General features: G+C 68.0%; 5 protein-coding genes. 3 read left to right on the top strand and 2 right to left on the bottom strand.

Annotation, left to right across the window (positions count from 1 at the left end; translation table 11 throughout):
* Together HMPREF1138_RS11540 and HMPREF1138_RS09500 are read right to left on the bottom strand one after the other, a co-directional pair.
* On the bottom strand, nucleotides 1–613 hold a 613-nt coding region (locus tag HMPREF1138_RS11540; RefSeq protein WP_009059198.1), incomplete at its 3' end, for a hypothetical protein.
* A gap of 73 nt (nucleotides 614–686) precedes the next feature.
* Nucleotides 687–1,178, bottom strand: coding sequence for a hypothetical protein (locus HMPREF1138_RS09500; protein ID WP_009059193.1), 492 nt, complete (start codon nucleotides 1,176–1,178; stop codon nucleotides 687–689).
* Nucleotides 1,179–1,394: 216 nt separating this feature from the next.
* On the opposite strand from HMPREF1138_RS09500, the gene HMPREF1138_RS09505 reads away from it, so the two are divergent.
* The 3 genes from HMPREF1138_RS09505 to HMPREF1138_RS09515 form a co-directional block, all read left to right on the top strand.
* Entirely contained in the window at nucleotides 1,395–3,065 is a 1,671-nt protein-coding gene (locus HMPREF1138_RS09505; protein WP_009059200.1) for a bifunctional folylpolyglutamate synthase/dihydrofolate synthase, read from the top strand.
* 117 nt (nucleotides 3,066–3,182) lie between these two features.
* Nucleotides 3,183–4,175 (top strand): dihydroxyacetone kinase subunit DhaK, encoded by a 993-nt coding sequence (gene dhaK / locus HMPREF1138_RS09510; RefSeq protein ID WP_039937827.1) that lies wholly within the window; start codon nucleotides 3,183–3,185, stop codon nucleotides 4,173–4,175.
* Between the two features lie 25 nt (nucleotides 4,176–4,200).
* Nucleotides 4,201–4,563: DAK2 domain-containing protein (locus HMPREF1138_RS09515; RefSeq protein ID WP_009059195.1), on the top strand; the 363-nt coding region annotated here is incomplete at its 3' end.

A 4,563-nucleotide genomic window follows, 5' to 3' on the forward strand; every position in this document is an offset into this window, starting at 1 on the left:
CATCCTCGGCGGGCGCCTGGGCTTCGGCGGGCGCCTGGGCCTCGGCGATGGGCCGTTCCTGCGCGTCTTCGTCCGAGGCAAACAGCTCCTCAGTGGCGTGCTGTGCCTCGTCGGCCGGCGGCTCGTCGCCAGCGGGCGCTTGCGTGGAGACCTCGTCGGTGTCCGGCGCGGCTTCCTGGGCGGCCGGTGTGTCGCTGACGGTGGGTTCTTCCTCGGCGGTGGGCGCGGGCAGGTGCATCATGATCTCCATGGAGTCCATGAGCTGACCCATCGACTTGTTGTACTTCTCGTAGTCGGTGTCGCGGAACTCGTCGTTGACGGCAGCCACGGACACGTTGACGAATTGCACCTGGTTGTAGAAGCTGATCATCAGGGGCGCGGTAATGACCGTCGAGATGCCACGCAGCATGATGTTGCGGTCCTCGGCGATGGTGAGGATGTCCTCGGGGGTGCCGATCTCGACGGGCTTGCCGTCCACCAGGACCTCGGGATCGGAAAAGTAGCGGTAGGCCCCATACACGGCGAGGAGCAGCTGCTCCCACGCGACGCGGTAGGTCAGGGTAAAGGTGGATTGGATCCAGCCGTCTTCCTCGTGTTCACCAACGAGTAGCATGTTGATTCCTTAGCGTTGTCACAATGCGCGATGCCGCGCTGTGTGCGGCATCCTACTACAGGAGTGCGGGTGCTTAACGGACCGCGTCGATCGTCGCCTTGGCGGTCCTCAGGTCGACGCCCGTGCGGTCCTTGTAGGCCTTGATCGCGCTGAAGAGCTCACCGGCCGCCACCAGATCGAGCTCCGCACTCGTCAGCTCCAGGCCAGCGGACGGGGCCTTGGGCACTGCGTCGATCGCCGCTTTCGCGGTCTTCAGGTTGACGCCGGTGCGCCCCTTGTAGGACTGGACCGCCGCGATCTTGCGACCCGCGGCCACCATGTCGAGTTCGGCGGCGCTCAGCTCCGGGAACGAGGCCGTGGCAGGGGAAGGCGCGGCGGCGGTAGAAGGGGGCGCGGTGGGAGCTGCGGCCTCGGGAGTAGGCGAGGGCCCGGCCAGGGCCGTGATGCCCGCGTCCGCGTAGGCCGCGCGCAGGCGCGCCTCAAGGGTCGCGACCTGCTCCTTGAGCCGAGAGTTTTCGGCGCGCAGCTCCTCGATCTCGCTTGCCTGACCAAACCACTTACCCATGAATACCCTCCACACCTCACTTTTGCTTGTTGTTACCTACTATGTTACCCGCCGCGCGCGGAAAGGGGAGCGGGGCACCACGCCCCGGCCTCGTCGATGACGGCGCTCGACCAACGCACGACAAACACGCGGCAACGCGCCGTGACCGGCAGAACAGGCCGCCCGCGCCGCGCGAGCCGGTAAAATGGCCGGGACACTGCGAGAAGTGGAGGACACATGGCAGGCGAATCGTTCTTCGGGCAAGACCCCGCCCACGACGACCAGCGCGGCGGCATCCCGGCCGACCTGATCCCGTACCTGGAAGCGGCCGACGAGGCCGAGGACACCCAGGCGGGGGAGACGAGCGACCCGCAGGCCGAGGAGAGCGAACGCGAGGCCGCCCTGCGTGCCCTCGTGGAGAACTCCCTGTTGCTGGGCCCCGACCCCTCCGTGCTCGCAGAGATTGAGGGCGAGGTGGACGAGGACTTCGCCGACGACGCCGCCGAGGCACGCGACGAGCGCGCTTCCCATGAGGCCGCCCTCGCCCGCGCCGAGGAAGACATGGCCCTCGACGAACGCGTGCAGGAGATCTACCGCTCCATCGTCGCGCGCGCCCCCGAACACGACATCGACCCCACGCTCGACCGTGTGAAGCTCGCCCTGGACATCCTGGGCGACCCGCAGCGCTCCTACCCGTCGATCCACATCACGGGCACCAACGGCAAGACCTCCACGTCGCGCATGATCGACTCGCTGCTCACCGCTTTCGGCATGAAGACGGGCCGCTTCACGAGCCCGCACCTGCTCGACGTGCGCGAACGCATCTCCCTCGAGGGCCACCCGATCACGCGCGAGGGATTCGTGCGCGCCTGGGAAGACGTCGCCCCGTACATTGCCATGGTCGACGAGCGTAGCCAGGAAGAAGGCGGACCGCGCCTGTCCTTCTTCGAGGTCTTCACGATCATGGCCTACGCGGCCTTCGCGGATTACCCCGTGGATGCTGCCGTCGTCGAGGTCGGCATGGGCGGGCGCTGGGACGCCACGAACGTCATCGATGCGGGCGTCTCCGTCATCACGCCCATCGCCCTGGACCACACGAAGTGGCTGGGCTCCACGATCGAGGAGATCGCGCGCGAAAAGGCCGGCATCATCAAGCCCGGCCAGATCGTCGTCATCATGGCTCAGGAAGAGGAAGTCCTCGACATCCTCCTCGAGCAGGCGCGCTCCGTGGACGCCATCGCCCGCATTGAGGGGCGCGACTTCGAGGTCATGGGCCGCCAGATGGGGGTCGGCGGCCAGATGGTCACGATCCGCACGCCCTCCGCGATCTACGAGGACGTCTTCGTCCCCCTGTTCGGGCAGTATCAGGCGCACAACGCGGCCGCTGCCCTGGTCGCCGTCGAGGCCTTCATGGGCGGACGCGGCCTGGACGGGCGCATCGTCGAGCAGGGCCTCATGAACGCCTCCAGCCCGGGGCGCATGCAGGTGGTGCGGCATTCGCCCACGATCATCGTGGACGCCGCCCACAATCCCGCGGGCGCAGCCACCCTGCGCGAGGCCGTGGAGTCCTCCTTCGCCTTCGCGCGCATCGCGGGCGTGTATTCGGCGATGGGCGACAAAGACGTCGAAGGCGTCCTGTCCGAGGTTGAGCCCTTCGTCGACCACCTCGTCGTCACCCAGATGCCGGGCGAGCGCGCCGCCGACCTGGCGCGCCTGGAGGAGATAGCCGGGGAGGTCTTCGGGCCCGACCGGGTAGATGTGCGCGAATCGCTGGCGGACGCGGTCGATCGTGCAGCAGAGATCGCCGAGGCAGGGGCCGAGCCCGCGGATCGTAGCGGAGTCCTGGTGTTCGGCTCGGTCATGCTGGCCGGGGAAATGCTCAAGCTGGCGGGCCACAGCCCGCGATGAGCCGATTATCGATTGAGGCGGTCGCCGTGTGGCGGCCGCCTCAGTTGGGTTTTTCTGTGGAACGTGGCACGATTATCTCGACTACAAGAACAGATGAGCACCGTGCAAGGAGGCATCATGAAGAAGCTCGTCAATGACGTCCACGCCGTCGTGCGCGAAACCCTGGAAGGTTTCGCCCTGGCCCACCCCGACCTCGTCGATGTCCACTACTCGCCGGACTACGTCACCCGGCGCGCCCCCAAGGCCGAAGGCAAGGTCGGCCTGGTCTCAGGCGGCGGATCCGGACACGAGCCCCTGCACGCCGGCTTCGTGGGTGAGGGAATGCTGGACGCGGCCGTGCCAGGCGCAGTCTTCACCTCGCCCACCCCTGACCCGATCCTGGAGGCCACGAAGGCCGCCGACCGCGGCGCGGGCGTCCTGCACATCGTCAAGAACTACACGGGCGACGTCCTCAACTTCGAGACCGCCGCCGAGCTGGCCGACATGGAGGACATTCAGGTCGCCACCGTCGTCGTCAACGACGACGTGGCCGTCGAGGACTCCCTGTACACGGCGGGACGCCGCGGCGTCGCCGGAACGATCTTCGTGGAAAAGATAGCGGGCGCCGCGGCAGAGCGCGGAGACTCTCTCGAGGAGGTCACCCGCATCGCGACCAAGGTCAACGACCAGACCCGCTCCATGGGCCTGGCGCTGGGCCCCTGCACCGTGCCCCACGCCGGCAAGCCCTCCTTCGACCTGGGCGAGGACGAAATCGAGCTGGGCATCGGCATCCACGGCGAACCCGGATACCGCCGCGGCTCCATGGAGAGCGCCGACGCGCTGGTCGCGGAGCTCTACGAGCGCGTGCGCGCCGACCTGGGCCTGACCGAAGGCGAGCGCGTCGTCGCCCTCGTCAACGGCATGGGCGGCACCCCCATCTCCGAGCTATACATCTGCTTCCGCGCCCTCGCTGCCCTCCTGAAGAAGGACGGTATCGAGATCGCCCGCCAGATGGTCGGCAACTACGTCACCAGCCTGGAGATGCCCGGCGTGTCCGTGACCCTCATGCGCGCCGACGACGAGCTCCTCGAGCTCTTCGACGCGCCCGTGGCTACGGTGGCCTGGAAGTAAACGCCCGAGCGGAAGGAACGAGACGATGAGCGTTGACGCAGCGTGGGCCCTGCGATGGATCGAGGCCTCGGCGGCCACGGTCGCTCAGAACCGGGACTACCTGGTGGACCTGGACCGGGCCATCGGGGACGGCGACCATGGAGAAAACATGGACCGGGGCTTCACCGCCGCCGTTGCGGCCCTGCGCGAAGCGCAGCCGGGCACCGTCGCCGAGGTACTCAAGTTGGTCGCTAAGACCCTGATGTCCACGGTCGGCGGTGCCGCCGGCCCCCTGTACGGGACCGCGTTCCTGCGCGCATCGAAGGCGGCGGGCGGCGGCGACCTGGACGGCACCGGCGTCGTCGCGCTCATCGAGGCAGCCCTGGGGGGCATCCAGGCGCGCGGCAAG

Source organism: Actinomyces sp. ICM58, assembly GCF_000283035.1.
In the GTDB taxonomy this organism is placed as follows: Bacteria; Actinomycetota; Actinomycetes; order Actinomycetales; family Actinomycetaceae; genus Pauljensenia.